The organism is Nostoc sp. FACHB-892 (assembly GCF_014698795.1).
Taxonomy (GTDB): Bacteria; Cyanobacteriota; Cyanobacteriia; order Cyanobacteriales; family Nostocaceae; genus Nostoc.
Genome location: NZ_JACJTR010000016.1, coordinates 20489 through 44760, shown reverse-complemented (window position 1 = coordinate 44760; position 24272 = coordinate 20489). Strand labels below are relative to the sequence as shown.

Here is a 24272-nt window from a genome sequence, read left to right as displayed (position 1 = left end):
TAGATTGGCATTAGTGAAACCACAGAGACGATTTCTGATCAAATATAGTGAATAGGACTTACTCGCTGGCGTTTGGGGAGAACGAGCCTAACTGGCTGCAACAACAGCACCGTCATTTACTAACTTGCCATCTTCCATGTAAACGATGCGATCAGCAATATCGAGAATGCGATTGTCATGAGTCACCAAGAGAATGGTACAATTCTGCTCTTTAGCTAGTTTTTGCATGAGGTTTACCACATCTCGTCCCGATTTACTGTCAAGGGCGGCGGTAGGTTCATCCGCTAAGACAATTTTAGGACGACCGACCAAAGCACGAGCGATCGCTACTCTTTGTTTTTGTCCCCCTGATAAATCATCAGGATAGTAATTGAGGCGCTCTCCTAATCCTACCTCCTCCAACATTTGGGCTGACCGAGTTTTCATTTCTGGCTGCGAAATATTTTTGTGCAATTCCAAGCCCATTCTGACGTTTTGCAGCGCAGTCAAGCTACCGTGCAGATTGTGCGCTTGGAAAATATAGCCATTACTACGTCGCGCCTGGGTGAGTCGTGCTGCGTTAGCGCCACAAAGTTCTTGTTCCAAAACCTGCAAACTGCCAGATTGGGCAGAACGCAAGCCGCCTACTAAGGTGAGAAGTGTAGTTTTACCGGAACCAGAAGGCCCGGTCATGATAATAATTTCCCCAGCGTTAATATCCAGATTAATATCAAAAAGAACTTGCTTGCGAAGTTGACCATGACCGAAGTAGTGGTCAAGATTTTTAACAGAAATAACAGGAAACATACTAATTTTAGATTTTAAATTTGGATTGGGAATTGTTGATTATCCCCATGCCCCATGCCCATCTCTAAAACATATCCGCCGGGTCAGCAGACTGTAATTTACGAGTAGCGATCGCACCAGAAATTATACACATAATCATAGTCAGCACTAACACTGTCAAGGCTCGTGCTAAGGTCATATATACGGGTAAATTCGTAGCATTACGAGTCAGATGGTAAAGTCCTAAGGGCACAATTGCCCCTGGAATAAAGCCCAATACTGCCAAAATTATTGCCTCTTCAAACACTACGCTTAGTAGATAAAAATTGTTATAACCCATTGCTTTGAAGGTGGCATATTCTTTGATATGGGCATTTACATCAGTAGAAAGAACTTGATAGACAATAATTACCCCTACCAAAAACCCCATCGTTACACCCAAGCTGAAAATAAATCCGATGGCGGTGTTTTCCTGCCAATATTTTCTTTCAAAGGCGATAAATTCATCGTGGGTAAGAACTTTGACATCGTTACCTAAATAAGATTTCAAGTTTTTTGCCACTTGCTCTGGATCATTTCCTGGTTCGAGCTGAATCAAACCCAAACTTACACTGCTTGCGTCTTGCCTAGGAAATAATCGCAAAAAGTTCTGATCGCTGGTAATCAAGCTACCATCTGCAATAAAAGAAGCTCCAACCTTAAATAAGCCATTAATACTAATCGTGCGCCGTTGTATTTCGGTTGTAACAGTTTTACCCTGTTCAATTTGAGCGATCGCCTCTGTATAATTTCCTCTAGAAGCGCTGTCGAATAAAACGGTATCTGGTAACTTAATTACGTCCAAGTTGCGATTAACTTCCGGTAAGTCAAAAAGTTGCTTGTCAGGATTGAACCCTATAACTAGTACCGCCGTTTCCTGCCGCGTTTGGGGATTTTTCCAATCGATAAAGTTGAGATACATTGGTTCAGCCGACTTCACCCCCGGCATATCCATTGCCTGGTACAATCGCCGCCGAGGAAATGTAGACATATTTGCCAGGTTACGAGCTTGGGGACTAACTAACATGATGTCTCCCTGCATACTCGCATGTAGCCTAGTGTTACTGTCAAACAGGGCATTCTGAAACCCTAGCTGCATGAACATGAGAACATCGGCAAAGGCAATGCCTGACAATGCCACCAAAAAACGCCCTTTTTCATGACTTAATTGCAGCCATCCTAAAGGCGTTCGCCGCCGTAGTTGCTGGATAAATCCAATCACAATTCAATCACCGCCTTGACTTGCAGATTAGTTAAGCTAGTAGCTTCTAGACTAGATAGCCGATTCAGTTGGACATGCACTTCCACTACTCTGGCATCAATATTGCTAGAGGGGTCGGCATTGATGACATTCTGTCGCTTTATCTGCATACCAACCCTATCTACCCTTCCTAGTAATTCATTAGGTAGAGAATCGCTACTGACCCGCACTCGTTGCCCCGGACGCACTTTGTTGATATCACTTTGGTAGACTTCTGCTACGGTATACATTTGGTCGGTTTGACCTAAATCCACAATTCCGTCATTACTAACAATTTCTCCCGATCGCGTATTAATCTCCAAAATTCGACCAGCTTTAGGAGCTAGAACGTATGCCTGCGCCAGTTCTGCTTTAATTTTCTCAGCAGTAGCTTGAGCGCTGTCTATTTCTGCTTCTGCGGTTGCTATATCTGTTGGACGCACTTCAGCAGTTTGGTTCAGTGTGGCTTTTGCCTCATTAATTTGCTCTTGAAGAGTGGCTAGAGTTTTATTCCGGTTGGCTTTTGCCTCATTAATTTGCTGTTCTAGGGTGGCGATAGTTGTTCTCTGGGTAGCTTGACTTTCCAGCAACTGCTGAGTGGAAGTTTCTGCACTCAAGCGTCTCCTATCAACTTCCTGGCTGGAAATTGCTCCTTGTTGGTATAAAGTTTCATAGCGTTGGGCATCAGCTTGAGCATTAGCTTTCTCGGCTTCTAAACGAGCCACTGTTGCGTTTAACTGCTGTTTTTGACCTTCTAGTTCCGCTTCTAGACGATTAATTGTGGCTTGCTGAGTTTTAGCATTTCCCTCTAATTCAGCTTGTAGACGGCTCACAGTTGCTTGCCGTGCCTCAATTTCTCCCTGTTTCGCTCCCGCTTTTACTTGGGCAAGACGGAGTTTCGCTACTTGGACTTGTTTTTGTGCTTCACGCAAACTTCCTTGTAAGCGATCGCGACTGTCCATAACCGCAATTACCTGCCCAGCTCTTACTTTATCCCCCTCCTTAACCAACAGTTGTTGAACGCGATTCTCTTGATTCGAGGTAGGTGCAGAAAGTTTTATTACCTCGCCATTTGGTTCTAACCGCCCTAATGCTGTTACTGTTTTTACCACTGGCTTGGGTGATGCTGATGCTTCTTGCGGCTTATTAACTGCACCCTGAAACTTTTGTATCGTATAAACACTTAATGCACCCATCATAAAAGATGCTAGCATTGCTAACAAAACAGGCAATTTAAAGAGATTTTGGGAAGGACGCGATTCATCCAGCTTTAAGTTTTGCTCCATAGCACCCACCTTAACTAGCGGACAATAAAACTAAACCGTCTAGTTTTAAAATGCTAAACTAAACGGAGTAGTTTAGTCAATATCGCGTAGCTCAAGTTGTCATTAATTTGTCCTAATTGCAAATTTAGGGGCTTCCAAATAAAAAATATCCTATCGCTTTAAGGGTAGGGGGCGGGGGCAGGGAGCACGGGGAGGGAAAGTCGTAGTGAAGTTTAGAAATTGGAGAATTTATTTTATAGCAATTTTAAATGAGCCGTAAAAATCTCCGATTCCTCTCTCTGGGTTCTCTGCGCCTCTGCGGTTAATTTATTTTTACAAATGATTTAGGACTGCTATAATACCAATTCTCTTATTGAGATTGATTACAAAGGAGAAAGTATTTTTAATTTCAATTCTTTTTAAGATGGTTTTACAGCACAGGATAATAAAAAAATGACCCGCATAAGAATTAACGAAGTTGAGCGGGAGAGTTCAAGCGATAAAGTCGAAAAGATTTTGCAAGGGGCGATGCAAGAGTTTTTAGCACATGGCTATGCTGGCGCAAGCATGGATAGGGTAGCGGTAGCAGCAAGTGTTTCTAAAGCGACAGTTTACAGCCACTTTCAAGATAAAGAAGGACTTTTTAAAGCATTAGTAGAGCAACTAGCACGAAAGCGGTTTGAGTCAGTTTTTGGCACAGAACCTCTTGAGGGAGAACCGCGTATCGTCCTAAGACATTTGTTAACAAAAGCATTAACACAGATGCTCAATGACAAAGAATTTCAGGGATTTCAGCGAGTGCTGATTGGGGAGTCTGCTCGTTTTCCTGAATTATCTCAGCTTTTCCTGAGTTGTATCGCTAAACCGGGGAGCGAGATTATCACTCAATACTTAGTTTCTCGCCCTGAACTTAATATCCCTGATCCACAGGCAATGGTATGGATTTTAATGGGGTCAATAGTGCATTTAGTGATTGCTCAGGAGATTATGCATGGCAAAGATATTTTACCAATGGAAAGCGATCGCCTGATTAATGCCTTGATACACCTAATCACTAATTGCGCCAATTGATTGGCTATGTCCCAGTGCTTGTTCGGTCTACCTGTAGGAACTAGGCGTACACACAAGTTATCCGATTACCCAAAAGTCCTCCAAAACCTCACCCTGTCCTATCGGACATCCCTCTCCTTAATAAGGAGAGGGACAGGTTTTATGTAGTAAAACCAGGGTGAGGTATCTCAGTGGCTCTGAGACTTAACCGTAAATTGCCTTCAAAAAGACTTGTGTATACACCGTAGTCCCGACTGTAGGAAGGGAAGACAAAGTACAGTTTGACGGGGTGGTATACAATAAGCAAAGGATACCCTTACTTAATATAGTACGGTTTGCAAAAGCTTACTTTGCGTGAAAAACCTGAAATACTTAGCATCAAATAATTCTTAAAAAACTGCTGTTCGGCAAACATCTTTTCAAAATCGGCGAACCTACCATACTTATACTTATAGGTTTTTAGATGGCATAAACTTAACAATAGTTTAAAAACAAGCTTTAACAAAAAGATGACTAACGAAAACCTTCTACTTACCGCTTTGCCACGCGATCTGTACAAGCGGATAGAAAACAAAATGGAACAGGTAGAGCTTTCATACGGCGAGATACTCAACAGACCCGGCGAACCTATAGAAGAAGTCTACTTCCCCCTCACCTGCTTAATCTCAGTCACCATCACAATGATGGACGGTAGCACCGTTGAAGCCGGAGTGGTTGGAAGCCGCGAGATGGTAGGGATCAACGCCTTCATGGGCGGTCAGGAGACGACGCAGACCCAGTACATCGCTCAGGTTCCTGGCAAAGCGGTGAAAATGAAGGCACATTTGTTGCTCCATGAGTTCGACACCAATAAGTCGCTGCGGGACGTAATGCTCAAATACACACAGGCTTACATAGCACAAATCTCGCAAAATGTTGCCTGCAACCGCACTCATACTATAGAAAAACGCATGGCCCGTTGGTTGCTTGAGTCGAGTGACCGTCTCTACTCGGATGAACTCATTTTGTCTCATGAGTTCCTCTCCCATATGCTGGGCGTGCGCCGTTCTAGCGTCACCGAAACCGCCCATATTCTAGAAAAGAAAGGTCTCATCGAATGCAGCCGAAAGAAAATCAAAACCATTAATCGGCAGGGACTAGAAGAGGTTTCCTGCGAGTGTTATGGAGTAATCAAAGAGGAATACAATCGCCTGCTAAGTTTTAAAAGACAACATTCAGTGGTATAATTTCCATCCTCCCGTAATCAAAGAGGAATTATGATCGCCTGCTAAGTTTTAATCTAAAGAGATAACGGATAAAGCTTTTCTGACCTTAAGAGCGGTAATTGAGGCTGTTGCCAGACGTGAGTGATGTCATGCACCATCCAGCGCAAGCCTGTTAACTTACCTTTAACATCGCGTATAAGAGCTACAGTCATAGCAGCCTCAAAAGGCTCACAGTAACGAGGCTGTATACGTAATATCCACTCTTTTACATAGTCACACTCAGACTCGTGCATCTGGTTTAGTTGCCAACGAAATGCTTGACGTTCTTCTACTGGAATGAAACAGACTAACGGTTTGTTTAGCAAAAATCGCTGTTGAAGATTGAACAGTGTGGCAGTGGCAAGATTAGCTGACAGAATTTTCCCTTGTGTGTCACTCACAAAGTAAGCATTTGGTATGAACTCCAACAGGTCTTGGTAGCGCTTGCATTGCTCTCTAAGGCGTGCTTGCGCATTTCCCAATTTTTGAGTTTGCTCGAACAGCCTCTCTGTAACGATCTCTAATGTTTTTGAAACAGTATCAAGTTCTTTTAAGGCAGCTTGCAGCAAATCGCCTTCTGGCTCTACTCCGGTGTTCGCATTTTGGTACAAGTTTAAACACCTTTGCAGCGACTGTAACTGCTGGGCAAATATATTTAGATTCATTTTCAATTCAGGTGACATTTAAGTTTCAATCCCTGAATAAAAAGAGACTGTTAACCAATTCCTAATGAGTTTTATCCCACAAATCATTCATTACTGGGTTTTAGCTAGTAACGAGAAGTTAAGAGATATTGCCATCCATGAATTTGTTCCCAAATTTTTTATAACTTTGGGATTGCCTATATTTAAGTATATTTAAAGACTAAAGCCTTCAGTCGCTGCCAGTCAGTACGATTCCGTACAATATTATGAAAATCCGTTGCAAGATTCCCTACGAGTTCTTACGCCCTGGCTTTGAACAAACCGGAAGTTAAGAGTTCGCTCCTGCCTATAACCTTTATAAATAAGGCTTTTCGACAAGTATAGGATTTCCATTTCCTACTTAGTTTTCTTAAAAGCACCCCTAACCATAGATAAAATATTCATCTGGGTGGAAAAAGGCTTTAACTCATCCCACGCATTTCAAGTCATTACTCATTAGTACCGATGACCAAATCGGCGAACGTTTATCTCTCCTACCCCTTAAAGAAATGGGATTCGCACCGATTTTTTTGAGGTTATTTCAACAACTATGCCGTAATCCTGGCACTATTGCGTTGTATCCCTTATTGCAAGCGAACTTAACATTGAACTATACTTTGTCTGCCTTAATTTATTCACCAGATGGAAGAACAAATTTTGTAAAAAGAGTAATTTTTTTTTTAGACAACATTAAGCACAGCTTATTCTCTAGTTTATTTACAGACTAGAGGGTTTTTCATAGCTCAAAGTAATTAGGAAGAATTACTGAAAGAGCTTGTTATACAATAATTATTCCATCTACATAATACGGATTTTTAGCCAACCCTATACAAAAGGTCTAGAAATTATATGGATGATTTAAAACAATTAGACAAGTATGCCTTTCAAGTCTTAACGATGTTCAGGGAGGGGTATTCTAGTCGCCAGATTGCCCAGCAGTTTCATCTAAGTTATAAGACAGTAAAGGATATTGTGGAACGGTTTTCTGACTAACGATAAAATGAAGAGAATTTTTAATCCTCCAGTGCCTCTGATTATAGGTAAAACTCTCTTGCTTTGAATTTAATAATAAATCCAAAAGCCGCACCTTTAAATTTCGGTGCGGCTTTGAGTTTCACAGAGATGGGGTTAGCTCTATCAATATTCGTAGAAAGGATGTGAGATTTTTCGATGTCTCAGTACTTGGGGCTATAGCACCCCCTACTGGTTTAAGGTTCCATCCTCATTTGAGTGTAGCTCTGTACAAGCATGACTCAAATACACAGTGAAAAAATCCCCTTGCTGTCTTCAGTGGGGAGAATCTCAATGTTTTTTCCATAGAAGCTACAGTGTTGCCTCCAGATTTTTTTGTTCCTAACAGGCTCTCACCAATATATCCTCAAGCGATCGCAAGATTAACTAGGCAGGAATCACTTGAACAACTAGTGCGCGTTTATCCAGTGACTGGATTTTACCTACTTGACTGAGATCATTTGCAATTCGGTCTAGCAGTTCTCCTGCTTTGTCACGATATTGATGTTCTCGGCCTCGTAAACGGATGGCAAACTTGACTGAATCGCCTTTACTCAACCATTCACCTGCTTGTTGGATGCGTAAATTGTAATCAGCCACGCCCACGTTTAGGCCAAATCGAACTTCCTTTACCGTGGGTCTAGCACTCTGGCTCTGACGTTTTTTCTTTTGATACTGAAGCTTGCCGTAGTTCAAAATCTTGGCGATTGGAGCCTCTTTACCTTGGGAGACTACAACTAAGTCAAGCTCTAAGCTCTCGGCTAGCTGTAGCGCCTCATTGGTGTCGATCAGACCACGATTGTTATTCTCATGGTCAATCAAGAAGACGCTAGGTGACTTGATTTGTGAATTAATCAGTTGCTTTTGGATTGCGATAACGAATTTCTCCTAATTGTTCAACATTTTACATTCCAAGTAATGCTAATTTAACACAACGCTGAATTAGAGCAACTTTAACGACACAATGGACTACAATCTGTTAAAATGTAGAATTGCGGCACTCGCTCTTCAGTCTTTGCGCTATTGCCCATCAGCCTTTCAACGCTTTTTTATCCGTCCGCCTAAGACTGACGCCGCCATTGGCGACAGGCCGATGTTATTTTTGGAGTTTTATGTCTTTTTCTACTCTCGGCTTGTCCAATGAAATTATCCGGGCGGTTACAGAACGCGGGTACACTGAACCCACGCCAATTCAGATACAGGCGATTCCTGCTGTATTGTCGGGTAGCGATTTACTAGCTGGGGCACAAACTGGCACTGGAAAAACCGCTAGTTTTACCCTACCGCTTCTGCATCGGTTGTCGTCTGATAAGAGCGTCAAAGGTACATATAAGGGATACCCGCCGATCCGGGCGCTGATTCTTACTCCGACTCGTGAACTCGCCGCACAGGTAGAAGAAAGCGTGCGCGAGTATGGTAAGTACTTGCAGCTAAACTCGATGGTGATGTTCGGCGGAGTCGGTATTAGTCTGCAAAAGCAGCGTTTGAAGAACCGAGTGGATATTTTGGTCGCTACTCCAGGGCGACTATTAGACCATGTACAGCAGGGCACGCTGAACCTATCGCATATTGAGGTTTTGGTGCTAGATGAAGCAGATCGGATGCTGGACATGGGCTTTATTCATGATATCCGCCGCATCCTCTCACTATTGCCCAAACAGCGACAAAATTTGCTATTCTTCGCTACTTTCTCGGACAAAATTAAGGCACTCGCCGCCGGGCTGCTTAATAACCCGACGATGATTGAGGTAGCACGCCGCAACGTTACCGCCGAGACGATCGCACAAAAAATTTACCACGTAGACCGTGACAAGAAACGCCAATTACTTGCTCACCTGATTCGCCGAGATAATTGGTATCAAGTGCTAGTGTTTACTCGCACTAAGTATGGCGCTGATCGTTTGGTTAAGCAATTGGGTGAAGACCGCATTCAAGCACTGGCAATCCACGGGAATAAGAGCCAGCCGGTGCGTACCAATGCTCTGGCAAAATTCAAAAATGGCAGCTTACAGGTATTGGTTGCGACAGATATTGCTGCTAGGGGTCTTGATATCAGCGACCTGCCCCATGTCGTCAACTTCGATCTACCCAATGTACCGGAGGATTATGTTCATCGCATTGGCCGTACTGGCCGCGCTGGCGCGTCAGGTGAAGCCGTATCGCTGGTGTCTGTTGATGAATACCCTTTATTGACAGATATTGAAAAACTGATTCAGCAGCGCTTACCAAGGGAAGTAGTGGCTGGTTTTGCGCTCAATCCCGATACCAAGCCAGAAGCAATCCCAAATGGACGGCAACACAGAGCCAAGCCTGTAGGTGATAAGCGTCCGGCTGGTACTCCTAAACCGTTACCACAGAAATCGGCTAAACGTAAGGCAGCGCCACCTGCCACAAATGGCGATAAGCCTGGTGCGCGTTCGTCGGCATCGCGCCGTTCTGCTAAACGCGATCGCTGATCTTCGTTCTTAAGGATTACTCTTTCAGCAACGCCCCTAAGCGGTTAAATTCACTTTCAACCTGCTCTTGAACTTGACTTTATAGCCAGGACTTACGCACAAACTATGATTTTACGTCATTACGAGCGTTCGTGGAGTACACCCGTAGGGGCACGGCACTGCCGTGCCCCTACACCTTGCAATATAATCTTGTACCGTATCTGAATGGGAACCGCTATAGCTTAGATATTGAAACTAAGAATGAAAAATAGCACAACGCCCGATGCTCAATTACAAAATTCCCAAAAAATGGTTAATTTTGGTTACAGTGGCTTTGATATCTGCCTTGTTGCTGGCGATCGCATCTACAGCCTCAAGTATTTACTTATATGGCAGCAGTACTAATAATATCAAGGCAGATGCAGCAATTGTTTTAGGAGCGGCAGTTTGGGGACAAGAACCATCTCCTGTTTTCAGAGAGCGAATCAACCACGCCATTAATTTATATAAAAATGGATCTGTTAAGAGGATTATTTTTACTGGCGGAGTTGGCGAAAGTAATGAACCAGCCGAAGCTATAGTTGGAAAAAATTACGCGATCGCGCAACAGGTAAAAGCTGCTGACATTTTCACTGAAACTGAATCTCGCACAACTCACCAGAACCTCAAAAATGCTTTAGAGGTAGCGAATGCTCACCAATTAACCAAGTTTCTTATTGTTAGCGATCCATTGCATATGAAGCGAGCCGTATTAATGGCACGAGGCTTAGGAATGGATGCACATTCGTCTCCCACACCTACTACCCGCTATCGCAGTTTTCAGAGTCAGATAGAGTTTTTAAGCCGAGAAACTTATTTTTACTTTATCTATTTAGTGTTTAAAATCTAGCTGTAGGTTCCGAAACTACAATAACTCTGTGATGGAAAATAATCGTTGTCGGTCTATTTGTTGCAGCTTGATTTTTTCAGCGTAAAAAGCCTGATAATAGGATTGATATCGCTCTGGTTCAGCTTCGGGATCAGTTTGTTGCCATAGTTCCAAAAAGTGGCGATAGCGTTTTTCAAGCATCACTAAATCCATGCAAGCGATCGCAGCTTGAACTACTTGCGGAGTCCGAAGTATCTCTTTCTGGTTTTTTTCATCTACATGGAATAAATGGGAAATTAACCCCATCTCAGTGCTAAATTCTAAAAAATGGTCTTGCAAGCGGGAAATTAAATCTGGTTGAGACGCAACATTTCTCGTTTCTACATCAACGGATGAGATTTCTAAAATCTGTTGCCATAAAAATCGGTGGTGAGAAAGGCTAAATTGCAAATCTCGCTCCTCTAGTTCGGCAATAATCGCTTGACGCTGTTCAGGACAATGTAAGTAAATTCGCAGTAATAAGGCTTCTGCGTGTTCTAAAAGGTTGCGTTCTGTCGGAAGTGGAGCGTGAGAAACTTTGCTATCTCCCCATGCCTTCCTGGCTGACACGGGCTTGGAATATGTAGCTGTAGCCGGGGCAATTTGAGTTAGGAGATTTTCGACTCTTAAGGGTATAAGTCTGGTATCTCCCAAGCTGAGTATTTCTGCACAGTAGGAAACGTAATAGTTGCGTGTATCGCTGTTAGCTATATTTTTAAGCAATTTGACTATTTGCTGAGTTACTTGCTGAAAATCAGTAGCCTGTTTCAAATCACGATCTTGAATAATTTGCTGAATCTGCCAGTCTAACCAAAGTGGCGCATTCTTTAGCAGTTCTGCATAATCTTCTGGGGTGTGGCTATGCAAGTATTCATCAGCATCTTTACCATCGGGTAAATTGAGAACCTTTAGCTGAACTTCGCCTTTATATGCTAGTTCGGCAATTTCACCGATCGCACGTTCGGCGGCATTGGTTCCGGCTTTATCAGCATCGAAGTTGAGTACTAATTGTTTCGATTCGGTGTAGCGTAATATTAACCGTACCTGTTCTAAGCTTAAGGCTGTACCAAGGGAGGCGACTGTGTTATTAATACCAGCCGCGTGGAGAGCGATCGCATCAAAATATCCCTCTACTACCACCGCTTGATCGAGTTGAGAAATCCCACCCTTGGCTTGATCGAGGGCAAATAATGTTTTACCTTTACTAAAAAGTTCGGTTTCTGGTGAATTGAGATATTTAGGCTGTTCATCCGTGAGAGTTCTACCACCAAAGGCAATGACACGCCCTTGGAAATCGCGGATGGGAATCATCAAGCGATCGCGGAATACATCATAATAACCGCCTCCTTGCCGCCGTGGCTTAATCAATCCCGCTTTTTCTAGTATCTGCGCTGGATAGTGTTTATCTTCCACTAGATAACGATAGAGAGTTTCCCAACCTGCGGGAGCATAACCTAAGCCAAATTGCTGTATAGTTTCTTCTTTGAGTTGGCGGTTAGATTGCAAATATTCAAGTGCCTTTTGCCCTTGTGATTGTCTTAAGGCGTGTTGATAAAACTGGGCGGACGTTGCCAGAACTTCATACAACTGCTCACGCAAAGATAGCTGACGCTGTAATTCTTGACGTTGTTCGGGTTCTAGGGTTTGTACAGGTACTTGGTAACGCCGTGCTAAATCTAGCACCACATCAGCAAAAGAGCGCTTCCCCAACTCCATAACAAACTTAATGGCGTTTCCCCCAGCTTGACAGCCAAAGCAATAGTACATTTGCTTAGTCTGGCTGACGGTGAAACTAGGAGATTTTTCATCGTGGAAGGGGCACAAACCGACAAAATCCTTTCCGCGTTTGCGTAAAACTACGTATTCGGATACAACATCTACAATATCAGCCCGTAGTTTAACTTCTTCAATTGTGTCTGGGTGCAAGCGGGGAATTTGCATTCTAGTCTATTTATCAATTCATGGGTTAGTAGTTAACACTGCGGTGCGTTTCCCAACTGATAGCTATTATATTCTTGTTGCTAGACCAAGAATGATTTATAGAATTGCTTACACTTAATTTTATCAGAGGAAATACTTAAAATGGGGCGTATTTTTATTTCAGCAGCTCACGGAGGTAAAGAAGCCAGAGGAGTCGATCCAGGTGCGATCGCAGGTGGTACAAGTGAAGCGAAAGAAATGATTCTGCTGCGCGATTTGATTGTCACGGAACTGAGAGCGCGGAATGTGGAAATTTTGGCGGTTCCTGATGACTTAAGTGCCGCCCAAACTATCACCTGGATCAATTCTCGCGGCCGCCGGGGTGATGTTGCCCTAGAAATTGAATCTGATGCAGCTAGCAGCCCTTCTGTGCGTGGGGCTAGCGTCTTCTACATTGCTAATAATAGCGATCGCAGAAGCAATGCTGAACAGTTACTAGTGGCGTTGTTGCGCCGTGTACCCCAATTACCGAATCGGGGAGTTAAGCCAGATACAAACAGTGGTTTAGGTAGTTTAGCATTCTGTCGCCAGACAACGCTTCCAGCTTTGGTGATGCAAGTGGGGTTTCTCAGCAATCCAGAAGATCGGGCTTTGCTGCAAAGTCGTCGCCGCGATTTTGCTTTGGGGATTGCCGATGGATTGGTAACTTGGAGTCGTGTAATTGACCCAACTCCTGGAACTCCGACCGAAGCAAATTATCCGCCAATTAATATTAATATTAATGGTCAAAGTTACTCAGAGCAAGGAGTTTTAGTTAATGGAAATGCTTACATTCCCATTGATTTAGTAGATCGTCTACGGATTGACCTTACAAAAGCGGCTAATGTTAATCGAATTACCTATCGCAAAATAGTTTATGTTAAAGCGATTGAACTGCGAGATTTTAATGTTGCAGTCAGTTGGGATGCTGCAACTCGGACTGCCAGTTTGCGCTCAAATTTGATGGTTTGCTCTGGTCAATTTGACCGGGTGATGTCGAACGGTAATACTTCTGAAGTACAGTTACAATTATTCTTGAGAAACAATAATCAAAATGCTTTGGTAAGGTTTCCTGACATCCCAAAACTTTATCGGGAAGAGGCAGGGGTAGAAGGAGTTAACTATGATATTGCCTTTTGCCAAATGTGTGTAGAAACTGGATTTTTACAGTTTGGTGGTGATATTAGACCTGAGCAAAATAACTTTGCAGGCTTAGGTGCGATCGGTGGTGGTTCAGAGGCTGCGTCTTTTCCAAGTGCCAGAATTGGAGTGAGAGCGCACGTCCAACATTTGAAAGCTTACGCTAGTTTAGAACCTTTGGTACAGGAAGTCGTAGATCCACGGTTTCGCTTTGTCACACGCGGGATTGCGCCATTAATTGATCAGTTATCAGGGCGGTGGTCAGCAGATTTAGATTATGGTGCAAGGATTTCAGCAATGGTTAAACGATTATATGAATCAGCAGGACTTCTTTGAGCGTTGATTAAAAAAGCTTAGACTAGTACACCACGGCGTAAATACAGCAACCCCTTAAAACTCTAAAAAGCTTATTCAATTAGGACTTACGCAAAATATCTCTCAAACTCTGATTTCTCCGTGCCCTCTGTGCCTCTGCGGTTCGTTATTCCGTAACTCATGCGTAAGTCTTATTCAATAACACTTTTGATTTTATGTCAAGTTGTTATAGCAATCCTATCTGGGTTATGAAAATTGTTTTCTTTAACGAACCGCCAAGAACGCAAAGTGTAGAAAGAGAAGATTTTACAAATGGTTTAGGATTGCTATATAAACTTGATAGCAATTAAGAAGATAGACTGTGATCGTCCCATCAAGCAGTAGACCGTTCGTAGCAAATCATAATAATAGTTTGAGGTTTACCAGCCTCGCAGAACTATCAAGTGGAAACTTGCTTGCACAAGTGGATCTTCATCGGGCTGTAGTAAGTTTAAAGCTAAGGCAAGACAAAAAAAAAGCATCAATGGGTCAATTTCTGACTCCTGCTTCAGTAGCACAATTGATGGCTGGGATGTTTAATAGGCTGGATTTGCTTGAAATATCTTTGCTTGATGCTGGAGCAGGAATTGGTTCATTAATCGCTGCTTTTGTAGCAAAAGTATGTCAGCATACACAACACACATCAAGTTTGCGCGTTGTAGCTTATGAAATTGACCCTTTTCTAATTGGATATTTGCATCAAACTCTAGAGCTTTGTAACAAGGAATGTCAACGTGTGGGTATTTCCTTCAATTACGAAATTCGTGAGACTGATTTTATCGAAGATGCAGTTAGGTTGCTTCAGGTTGGTTTAATGAATAGTGCCAACACAGCAGAATTTACCCATGCTATTCTCAACCCGCCTTATTTAAAAATCAATGCTAATTCCAAGGTGCGCGAATTGCTGCGTTCCATTGGTTTGGAAACTAGCAATCTTTATACTGGTTTTATGGCTGCTACAGCGCAACTTCTAAAACCAAGTGGGGAGTTTGTAGCGATTACCCCGCGCAGTTTTTGTAATGGCCCCTATTTTTGCAGCTTCCGCAAGATGTTTTTAGAGATGATGGCTTTACAACAAGTACATCTTTTTGAGTCGCGGCAAGAAGCATTTAGTGACGATGATATTTTGCAGGAAACTATCATAATCCAAGCTACAAAACAAAAGCAAAAGTCTAGCAACGTCATCATCAATACCAGTTCTGGTGCTAATGATGACTTAATCAGGTCACACTCTGTACCATATACAGCTTTAGTTCAGCCCGATGATCTAGAGCAGTTTATTCATATTCTCCCAGACAAGATTAGCCAGCAAATCGTTCGGCGGATGGCACTTTTCAGTTGGACGTTGAAAGATTTAGGGCTAACAGTTTCAACCGGACGGGTAGTAGATTTCCGGGCAAAAGACTATTTAAGAGCGAATCCAGAAAACAATACCGTTCCTTTAATTTATCCGGTAAATTTATCGGATGGATATGTAGAATACCCAAAAATAACTAAAAAGCCCCAAGCTATAGTTTTTGTAGAAGAAACAGCGAATCTTCTAATACCAAATGAGCATTACGTTATCACCAAAAGATTCTCATCAAAAGAAGAGAAAAGGCGTGTTGTTGCGGTGGTTTATGATGCTAGCCAATTTAATTACGCTTATGTTGGCTTTGAAAATCACTTGAATTACTTTCATAAAAATGGGCATGGACTTAGCCCTACCTTGGCTCGTGGGCTTGCTGTTTATTTAAATTCAACCCTAGTTGATGCTTTTTTTCGGTTGTTTAATGGGCATACTCAGATCAATGCAACAGATTTACGAAAATTAAAGTACCCTAACTTGGAACAGCTATTGTTATTAGGGACAGCGATTAAAGGGCAGTTTCCTTCTTTGCGGGAAATTGATGAACTTATAGAAAATAAGCTATTGAGTATGTCGAATCTGTCAGAGAATAATCCAATTGCTACTAAATCTCGAATTGATGAAGCGCTGCAAATATTGACGCGATTGGGCTTTCCACGGGCACAGCTTAATGAACGGTCAGCTTTAACTCTTCTGGCGTTACTTAACTTAAAACCGATAGACTCTTGGCAATTAGCAACTTCCCCTTTGATGGGGATTACACCGATGATGGACTTTATGGCTCAACATTATGGCAAAACTTATAAGCCCAACACACGGGAAACAGTTCGCCGCCAGACAGTGCATCAATTTTTGGATGCAGCTTTGATAGTTGCAAATCCAGATGATTTAAGCCGCCCTATCAACAGTCCCAAAACTGTATATCAGATTGAAGAAAGTGCGCTCGATCTATTACGAACCTACGGTACTGATGAATGGGAAAAGAGTATTCGCACCTATCTAGCTTCGGTTGAAACTTTGAAAAAGCAGTATGCTCAAGAACGTGAAATATCCCGTATTCCAATAGTGATTGCAGGGGAAATTAAAACTTTATCACCAGGTGGCCAGAATATTCTCATTGAGAAAATTATTAATGATTTTGCCTCTCGTTTTACTCCAGGTGGGAAGCTCATCTATATTGGCGATACAGATGAAAAGTTCGTCCACTTCGATGAAGCAGCATTGGTCGATGTGGGCGTTAATATTGATTCCCACGGCAAAATGCCAGATGTGATTATTCACTTCACAAAAAATAATTGGTTGGTACTGATTGAAGCTGTAACGTCACATGGCCCAATTAATCCTAAACGGAAGAAGGAACTTGAATTCTTATTCAGAAGTGCCAAAATACCTCTGGTGATGATAACAACATTTCTCAGCCGTAAGGCAATGGTGGCATATCTGGCAGAGATTGCTTGGGAAACAGATGTTTGGGTTGCTGAAGATTCAACTCACCTGATTCATTTCAATGGTGAATATCTGTTGCAGGCTTACCAAATAGAAAAGAAGGAACCTTCCTGAGTAAACAGCAGAATTCAGGTGTACTTAGTAAAGCTTTGCGTAAGAATGAACTACTCCAAAGCTACAGAGGATACACAAAGGTTTAATACGGGGCAATTTTTTTTGTAACGAACTTATGCAAAGCTGTAAGAGAAAATGCCTTGTTAAACGTTAAACACGATCTATGAACATTCGTAAAGTCTCTACTACTCCCTTCAGCGACCAAAAGCCCGGTACTTCTGGTCTGCGGAAAGCAGTTAAGGCTTTTCAGCAGCCCCACTACCTGGAAAATTTCATTCAATCCACCTTCGATTCTGTAAGGGAATTACAGGGGCAAACCCTAGTTCTGGGTGGTGATGGTCGTTATTACAATCGCCAAGCCATTCAAATCATTTTAAAAATGGCTGCGGCCAATGGCATTGGGCAGATTAAAGTTGGTCAGGGGGGGATTTTGTCTACTCCTGCAACTTCCGCTATTATTCGCAAGTACCAGGCCATTGGCGGCATCATCTTGTCTGCTAGTCATAATCCGGGCGGGCCAAATGGTGACTTTGGTGTGAAATATAACATTGGCAACGGTGGCCCAGCGCCGGAAAAGGTGACAGAGGCTATCTATGATCGCAGTAAAGTGATTGATAGCTACCAAATTCTGGAAGCACCAGATGTAGATATAGAAACCTTGGGTGAATCACATTTGGGAAACACGGTAGTTGAGGTGATTGACTCCGTACAAGATTATCAAGAGTTAATGGAGTCTTTGTTTGATTTTGATCGCATTCACCAACTGTTGACTTCTGGAAATTTTCGGATCAGCATCGATGCCTTACATGCGGTAGCTGGTCCTTATGCTCATGCCATTTTTGAGAAACGTTTGGGCGCGCCAGTGGGAACTGTGCGTAATGGTACACCTCTAGAAGACTTTGGGGGCGGACACCCTGATCCAAATCTGGTTTATGCCCATGAGTTGGTAGATATTTTGTACGGAGACAATGCGCCAGACTTTGGGGCAGCTTTTGATGGAGATGGCGATCGCAATATGATCTTAGGGCGTAAGTTCTTTGTCACTCCTAGCGATAGCCTTGCAGTCTTAGCCGCAAACGCCAAGCTAGTCCCTGGTTATAGTTCCGGTTTAGCTGGGGTAGCGCGATCGATGCCTACTAGTCAAGCTGTGGATCGAGTTGCCGCTCAGATTGGAATTGAATCCTATGAAACGCCCACTGGTTGGAAGTTTTTCGGCAACCTCTTAGACGCGGGTAAAGCTACCCTCTGCGGTGAAGAAAGCTTTGGTACTAGTTCTAACCATATCCGCGAAAAAGATGGGCTTTGGGCTGTTCTGTTCTGGCTGAATATCCTAGCAGTCCGACAACAGTCTGTTGAGCAGATTGTCCGGGAACACTGGCAGACTTATGGACGCAATTATTACTCTCGCCATGACTATGAAGGGATAGAAATAGAATCAGCAAACACCTTAATCGCAAAACTGCATTCTTTATTACCAACTCTTAAAGGTAAGCAATTCGGTAACTATCAAGTTGAATACAGCGATGACTTTAGTTATACCGACCCTGTTGATGGTAGCGTTAGCCAAAAACAGGGTATTCGCATTGGCTTTACCGATGGCTCCCGCATTGTGGTGCGACTTTCTGGTACGGGAACTCAAGGTGCAACCCTAAGAGTTTACATAGAAAGCTATGAGGCAGATCCAGCCAAACATGACCTTGATCCACAGCAAGCACTTGCTTCTTTAATTAGCCTTGTTGAGGAGATAGCCCAGATCCGCGAACTGACAGGACGGGAAAAACCAACTGTAATCACTTAGTAAAAAGTTAGGAGTTAGGAGTTAGGAGTGAGGAGTTATTTTCTTCTTTAATTTCTATCTTCTGTCTCCTAACTTTTGCCTCGCGTCTCCTTACATATCTTGTTTGTATACTTCTAATAATTGGGGAATGTGATCATACCCATCTACACCGATAACTGCAATGATTTTAGGGCGATGTTGCTGTAGGAACTTTTGGAAAGCTTCTACACCGATTTGTCCCTGCAAAATTGTTAGTAAACCTGCCGCTTGTCGCCATTCATTAGAAGCAATTTGCTCCAAAAGATACATTCCCAAGCAGCCTGTGTAAACAGTTTTTTCAGAATTTTGGAGATGGTAATAAGCCTCTGCTAAATAAGCTAAGTTTCGCCCTTGCAGATATAAATCACCGGAAACTTGCGCTGTTTTAAAACCATCTTCAAGATATTTAATTGCAGTTTGGTGTTCTCCAATTACTAAATAGGCAATTCCTAAGCTGCTGACACATAAGGCTTTACTTTGAAGATCGCCTAATTTTTCTGATAATTTTAAACCTTGTTCCAAATAGTTAATTGCAGTTTCATAAGTTTCAGGTTCTAGGTTTTCTAGTTCTTGAGCCTGCATGACTTCGCTGTAACCTAAATTTACTAGCGCGTTTGCCTCGCCTGTTCTATCGCCTGCTTGCCGGCTCAATATTAATGCTCGTTGGCTGTAGTTAATTGCCTCAGCATAATTTTGCTGTTGCACGTAGGTGCGGCTGAGGTGGTTGAGATTGGCAATTTCACAGGCGCGATCGCCTGCATTTCTGGCAATCTCCAGCGCTTGCTGATGAAAATCAATTGAGCGCTGGTATTGCCCTAAAGCACGCTGAGAATAGCCTAATAGCGTCAAAATACGCGCTTTTTCTTGGGTTCCCTCACCCCTCCGCAATGGTTCATCCAAATAATCAAGGGCATCTCGCAAATAAGTGCCTGTAAAAGAGGCGAAAATCCCACCATAAAAGGGAAAATACGGACGCTGGGCAAAGGTTCGCAAAATCTGGAGCATAATTTGAGAACAGGCATCGCCGTACACTGTCCCAATGCTCCCAAAACCACTTGCTAATTGACTCCAAATCACTGCAAAGGTCAAAAAAGTGGAAATGGACAACTTTGGCCCCGCCTTAACATCGTAAGCTTGTTGGTCAAACCAGTTAATTAGTCCCCGTTGCAAGAACTGTAAAATCAATGCCATTTCCACCCAATCTCTCAGGGTGATACCCCGTTGTCGCTCGGCAAACTCAATTGCCGATTCTTCCATCGCTAAGGTGCGAAGTAGTGCTTTGGGTAACTCACTATTGAGTTGTTTCGCCCAACTTGCCCAAGGGCCACGTTCTCCTGGTACGCCGCCAAATCCTAAAGCTTCTTTTTGCTCGTACATCCAACTGAGCAAGTTATCTTGCAATCGCTGCCAAGAGTCTAAACCACGGGTAATCCCTTCAGAAAATTGTTGTAAATCAGCATCTGCCTGGGCAAATTGCTGTAATCCTTTTGACAATTGCTGTAGCTGTTGCAAATTTAGCGGATACTTCTGATTGGGGTCAGTAACCCGTAAAAATGTCGCCAGACGCTCGTCAGCCTCGGCTGTGGTAATTTCTGTAACTGCTGAGGCGATCGCTTCTGTGGCTTTGTTTTGCTCTTGCCAGCGTTGCCATTGACTTTGAATGGTTTTAATCGCTCTCAAACTGCGAGTAGCTTTAGCTTTTTTGAGTTCGTCTTTTTCACTATCTACTTGGCTTTGGAGGGCATTGAGGCGATCGCTCAAAGCTAGCTCAAAGACTTCCCCTGTACCGGAAGTAATTCCTTTAAGCAGCATTTGATACACCATCTCAACAGAGCTAATTTTGCCCTTGAGGGTGGTTTCGACAATTTCATCGATTAAGGCAAGATAGCGATCGCGCAATGGCAAAGAGTCTGGCACTTTAGCTACTAGAGAACGTCACGTCCATTCTAATTCTAGTCTGAGTTTGACCGAGTGGATTGGACGGTTGTAGGGCTTGAGAGCATTCAAGTCCGTCCGGTGAGATTGGCAACTACAGCTGCTAACTCGACCGGATTGACTGGCTTGGGGACATGGAGTTGAAAGCCTGCCAACAGCGCCTGCGTGCGGTCTTCTGCCCTAGCATAGGCTGTCAGCGCCACTGCTGGAATCCGCCCACCTTGGTCTGTTGGTAGTGCCCTCACACGGCGAATTAGTGTGTAGCCGTCTTCTTGTGGCATACTAATATCGCTCACCAGTATATGGGGGCGAAATTCTTGCAGGGCAAGTAGTGCATCACTTGCAGATGGAGCAGCCATGACTTGGGCCCCATACTGTCCCAGAATCGTGGTGAGCAAATGACGCGCGTCTGCCTCATCATCGACAATCAGCACCCGCAAGCCATCTAGGTTTGGCAGGTAATTATTAACTTCTTGGGCATCCACATAAGATGAAAGCTGCTCTGCGGTATTAGCCTCTACATAAACGGCTTTCATTGGCAGATTAACAATGAATGTTGCCCCCTTTCCAATCCCTAGACTTTCGGCAGAGACTGTGCCGCCGTGCAATTCTACCAAGTGGCGGACGATCGCTAACCCTAATCCTAGTCCACCATGCGATCGCGTGATCGAACTGTCTTCTTGACGGAAGCGTTCAAATACATGGGACAAAAATTCGGCAGCAATTCCCACTCCCGTATCGCTCACCCGAATTTGCACATGGGATTCAATGCTCTCCAATTGCACATCAACTCTTCCCCCTTTGGGTGTAAACTTAACGGCGTTGGAGAGCAAATTCCACACAACCTGTTGCAAGCGGTTGGCATCACCCACAACTACCCCTAATTCCGGGTCGAATTTACAGTTGATGCTAATCTCTTTGGCTTGGGCTGCTGGGTAGACAGTATCGATTGCTGCCTCTACAAGTGGTACAAGTTTTACCTGATGAATATTTAAATGGAGTGTGCCTCTAATAATCCGGGAGACATCTAAGACATCTTCGATTAGTTGAGCTAGGGATTTGGTGTTACGCTCGATTGTCTCTAGCGCTCGGCTAGTAGTAGTCTCATCAAACTTGCGGCTCCTAAGTAGCTGCGTCCAACCCAATATGGCGTTTAGGGGTGTACGAAGCTCATGGGAAAGTGTGGCGAGAAATTCATCTTTCATGCGGTTTGCAGCTTCTGCATCGGCGCGTGCTGCTTGTTCGCGCTCAAGCAGTTGTTCCCGTTCTTGCTCTGCTTGCTTGCGATCGGTGATATCAATCATGAATCCATGTAGTAGCTGCGGCCCATTCTCATCCCGCACCACATTAACAATCTCATATAACCACACAACTCTGCCATCAGCAGTCAACATTCTGTATTCAAATTCATAATTATTCTGTGAGAAAGAAGATTCTTGGCAATACTGGATGGCCCACTCTTGATCTTCTGGATGCATATGTTTTTCCCAGAAATTATCGCTGTACCAGTCTGATAATTGATAGCCAAGAATCTCAACGGTTTGTGGTCCTACATAAGTAAAATTTCCGGTAGTAGCATTTACCTCCCAAGGAATCACGCGGGCTTTTTCTGTGAGTGTCTTTAACCGTTTTTCGCTTTGTTTGAGAGCTGCTTCTGCTAATTTGTGAAGTGTAATATCTGTGATTAAGGCAACAAATCCTTCAACTTTTCCCTGCTGACTGAACTGGGGGACGTAAGTAACATTCACGTAATGGTTTGTACCATCTTTATCGGGAACTTCAGTTTCGTAAGTTACTTGCTCTCCTGAAAGTACCGCTTCTACATAAGGAAGAATTGACTGATAAACAGATTCTCCAACAACTTCTCTAATATGTTTACCATAAATTTCTGAAGTAGGAATTCCAAACCAGTCTTCATATCCTTTATTATTAAAGCGATAACGCTGCTCGGCATCAACATAGGAAATCTGGACGGGCACAGCATTTGTAATCAGGCGCAGTTGATCTTCTCGTTGACGCAGTGCTACTTCTGCTAGCTTGTGTTCTGTGATGTCGCGTTGAGTTCCCCACGCTCTGACTAAAAAGCCATTTTCGACAATTCCCACTAGATTATTTAAAAAATATTTGGAATTACCTTGCTTATCTATTTCATGGGACTCTGCATCGATTAATCGATAATTAGAACAAATAAAATTACGCAGGTATGCAATATTCTGTGGAGATGAGCGAACAAAAAAGTCTGTTAACCTAGCGCCGATAATTTCTTGTGGATAAGAATAGCCATACATTTGCGCCATGACATGGTTGCATTCTGCTAAATAACCATACTGATAAAAATGCTGAATTTGCTCCTCTTCTGGACACTCTGGCGAAATCGGCACTTCCAGTTCCATGCACCAAATACCTTCCGAACTCTGCTCTAAAAAGGCACGATAACGTTCTTCACTTTTGCAAAGAGCAACCTCTACTTGTTTGCTGTTACTTAAATTAAGTACAAAACTGATAATATCGTCTGGATTATTTTCTAATAAGGCAGAAGCTAATAAGATGGGAACGCGACTGTTATCTTTACGGATGTATTCGTTCTCAAAAGGCTGACACACACCGTTGGTTTTGAGTTCTGCGATCGCACTGTTGTTTGCTTCAATATATTCTGGTGGGATCATATCGCGCCATCGAATTTGCCCTGCTAACAAATCTTCTTGCGAATAACCTACCATTGTTAAAAAGGCATCGTTAGCTTCTGCGATCGCCCCGTCCATTTTGGCTACAATTACCCCAATGATGTTGGAATCTACCAACCTTCTAAACTTTGCCTCGCTCACCTGTAGCTTCTGCAAACTCATTTGAAGATGTTGTTTAGCAGTGCGTAACTCTGAGTTCAGCAAGCTGATGAGTGTTGTCACCAACACAAACAAGCCTAACCGCGATATGCTGTCTCCACTCGCAACGAACAGCGAAAACACTGGCTCTAAGAAAAAGTAACTGACGGCTAAAGTAGACAAAGCAGTAGCCAGCAACCCTGTTTTCATGCCGCTAAACCAGGCACTAACCGCCACAGCAGCAAAAAACAGCAGGAAAATAGTTGGTTTCAGTAGTGGCTGTAGTAATAGTGTTAGTAGCAATGCGCTACCAACAGTCAACAATGCCACAGCATAAGGTGTTAGAAGGGAACGGATTCCTTTCAATGTAACTTCTCCTTTTATGCAGCTAGCTAAAGGATTATTCCCAAAATCAGCTAGACAATGCGATTGCTCAACACCTATTATGCATTGGAAAAATACATAACTAAGCAGTTAATTGCTGTGAATCTATCTAAAGTAGTAAAACTTAGTTTTAGTAAAGGTTTAATAACCTGATAAGCGTCGCTCTAATTATATATTTATGCTTTTTAACTATCCGCCAATAAGTATAATTATATAGATTTTAAACTAATCAATTTTAGCATATTAGTTAGAAATTATCCTTTGCCTTTAACCTTAATTAAACTTAGTTTAACCAGCAGTAAGCATTTACATTTA

Annotated in this window: 15 protein-coding genes; 7 read left to right on the top strand and 8 right to left on the bottom strand. The window is 43.0% G+C overall.

All coding sequences use genetic code 11. From position 1 onward, the window contains the following. Positions 1–87: 87 nt before the first annotated feature. The 3 genes from H6G96_RS20745 to H6G96_RS20735 all read right to left on the bottom strand — a co-directional run bounded on the left by H6G96_RS20745 (position 88) and on the right by H6G96_RS20735 (position 3330). The gene (locus H6G96_RS20745; RefSeq protein WP_190913206.1) at positions 88–786 is read right to left on the bottom strand and encodes a DevA family ABC transporter ATP-binding protein; all 699 of its coding nucleotides are present in this window, start codon (positions 784–786) and stop codon (positions 88–90) included. Positions 787–850: 64 nt separating this feature from the next. Further along, positions 851–2026, bottom strand: a complete 1176-nt coding sequence (devC, locus tag H6G96_RS20740; RefSeq protein WP_190913205.1) for an ABC transporter permease DevC — start codon at positions 2024–2026, stop codon at positions 851–853. Next, positions 2023–3330, bottom strand: coding sequence for an HlyD family efflux transporter periplasmic adaptor subunit (locus tag H6G96_RS20735; protein WP_190913204.1), 1308 nt, complete (start codon positions 3328–3330; stop codon positions 2023–2025). Before H6G96_RS20735 ends, devC begins: the two co-directional genes overlap by 4 nt. A 432-nt stretch (positions 3331–3762) precedes the next feature. On the opposite strand from H6G96_RS20735, the gene H6G96_RS20730 reads away from it, so the two are divergent. Together H6G96_RS20730 and H6G96_RS20725 are read left to right on the top strand one after the other, a co-directional pair. After that, the gene (locus H6G96_RS20730; protein WP_190913203.1) at positions 3763–4380 is read left to right on the top strand and encodes a TetR/AcrR family transcriptional regulator; all 618 of its coding nucleotides are present in this window, start codon (positions 3763–3765) and stop codon (positions 4378–4380) included. Positions 4381–4868: 488 nt separating this feature from the next. Next, positions 4869–5585 (top strand): Crp/Fnr family transcriptional regulator, encoded by a 717-nt coding sequence (locus tag H6G96_RS20725; protein ID WP_190913202.1) that lies wholly within the window; start codon positions 4869–4871, stop codon positions 5583–5585. A 53-nt stretch (positions 5586–5638) separates the two neighbouring features. Here the strand turns inward: H6G96_RS20725 and H6G96_RS20720 are convergent, their stop codons facing one another. Both H6G96_RS20720 and infC read right to left on the bottom strand, forming a co-directional pair. Beyond that, positions 5639–6286 carry a PAS domain-containing protein gene (locus tag H6G96_RS20720; protein ID WP_190913201.1) on the bottom strand — a complete coding sequence of 216 codons (648 nt, stop codon included), beginning with the start codon at positions 6284–6286 and terminating at the stop codon, positions 5639–5641. 1398 nt (positions 6287–7684) lie between these two features. Further along, complete coding sequence (gene infC, locus H6G96_RS20710) at positions 7685–8152, bottom strand: translation initiation factor IF-3 (protein WP_225892454.1); 468 nt, start codon at positions 8150–8152, stop codon at positions 7685–7687. Between the two features lie 257 nt (positions 8153–8409). Here infC and H6G96_RS20705 point away from each other — a divergent pair, with 257 nt between their 5' ends. Both H6G96_RS20705 and H6G96_RS20700 read left to right on the top strand, forming a co-directional pair. Continuing rightward, positions 8410–9753: a DEAD/DEAH box helicase gene (locus tag H6G96_RS20705; protein WP_190913199.1), complete on the top strand. Its 1344-nt coding sequence runs from the start codon at positions 8410–8412 to the stop codon at positions 9751–9753. A gap of 262 nt (positions 9754–10015) precedes the next feature. Beyond that, positions 10016–10621: a YdcF family protein gene (locus H6G96_RS20700; RefSeq protein WP_190913198.1), complete on the top strand. Its 606-nt coding sequence runs from the start codon at positions 10016–10018 to the stop codon at positions 10619–10621. Positions 10622–10636: 15 nt separating this feature from the next. Here H6G96_RS20700 and dnaG read toward each other — a convergent pair whose 3' ends face one another. After that, positions 10637–12580 carry a DNA primase gene (dnaG, locus tag H6G96_RS20695; protein WP_190913197.1) on the bottom strand — a complete coding sequence of 648 codons (1944 nt, stop codon included), beginning with the start codon at positions 12578–12580 and terminating at the stop codon, positions 10637–10639. Positions 12581–12721: 141 nt separating this feature from the next. Here dnaG and H6G96_RS20690 point away from each other — a divergent pair, with 141 nt between their 5' ends. From H6G96_RS20690 to H6G96_RS20680, 3 genes are all read left to right on the top strand, one after another. Beyond that, positions 12722–14074 (top strand): N-acetylmuramoyl-L-alanine amidase, encoded by a 1353-nt coding sequence (locus H6G96_RS20690; protein ID WP_190913196.1) that lies wholly within the window; start codon positions 12722–12724, stop codon positions 14072–14074. Positions 14075–14465: 391 nt separating this feature from the next. After that, complete coding sequence (locus H6G96_RS20685; RefSeq protein WP_199339669.1) at positions 14466–17000, top strand: BsuBI/PstI family type II restriction endonuclease; 2535 nt, start codon at positions 14466–14468, stop codon at positions 16998–17000. Positions 17001–17163: 163 nt separating this feature from the next. After that, positions 17164–18798, top strand: coding sequence for an alpha-D-glucose phosphate-specific phosphoglucomutase (locus tag H6G96_RS20680; RefSeq protein WP_190913195.1), 1635 nt, complete (start codon positions 17164–17166; stop codon positions 18796–18798). Between the two features lie 90 nt (positions 18799–18888). Here the strand turns inward: H6G96_RS20680 and H6G96_RS20675 are convergent, their stop codons facing one another. Both H6G96_RS20675 and H6G96_RS20670 read right to left on the bottom strand, forming a co-directional pair. Then, entirely contained in the window at positions 18889–20733 is a 1845-nt protein-coding gene (locus tag H6G96_RS20675; RefSeq protein ID WP_190913194.1) for a tetratricopeptide repeat protein, read from the bottom strand. A gap of 86 nt (positions 20734–20819) precedes the next feature. Next, positions 20820–23939, bottom strand: coding sequence for a PAS domain S-box protein (locus H6G96_RS20670; RefSeq protein WP_190913193.1), 3120 nt, complete (start codon positions 23937–23939; stop codon positions 20820–20822). Positions 23940–24272: the final 333 nt, after the last annotated feature.